This window comes from Mesorhizobium sp. M2E.F.Ca.ET.209.01.1.1, assembly GCF_004010375.2.
Lineage (GTDB): Bacteria > Pseudomonadota > Alphaproteobacteria > Rhizobiales > Rhizobiaceae > Mesorhizobium.
The window spans coordinates 1-288 of the sequence record NZ_SADP02001213.1 but is presented as its reverse complement, the minus strand read 5'-3'; the positions used below and the strand labels follow the sequence as shown (position 1 = coordinate 288).

The 288-nt window shown below is 62.2% G+C and carries 1 pseudogene; it reads left to right on the top strand.

The window, feature by feature from the left end:
* A pseudogene (locus tag EN852_RS39785) lies at nt 1-288 on the top strand (hypothetical protein); the annotation flags it as partial.

The following is a 288-nucleotide window of genomic DNA, read 5'->3' as shown; positions in this document are numbered from 1 at the left end:
ATTGAACCTGTGCTTTCTCGCCTTCATCGCGCTGCTGCCCTTCTCCACCGACCTTCTTGCCGATTTCCTGGAATTCAGGATCGCGGTGCTGGTCTACTGGCTGAATCTGCTGATGCTGGGCGCCACCCTGTTTTCAAGCTGGTGGTATGCCGACAGGAACGGCATGATCGCCGAGGACGTGGACGCCGAAACGCGGCGCTCCGTCTACACTCGCATCGTCAAGGCGCAGGCGCTGGGGGCGCTCGGCGCGGCACTTTGCCTGATCACGCCGCTGCTCGGCATGGGCTT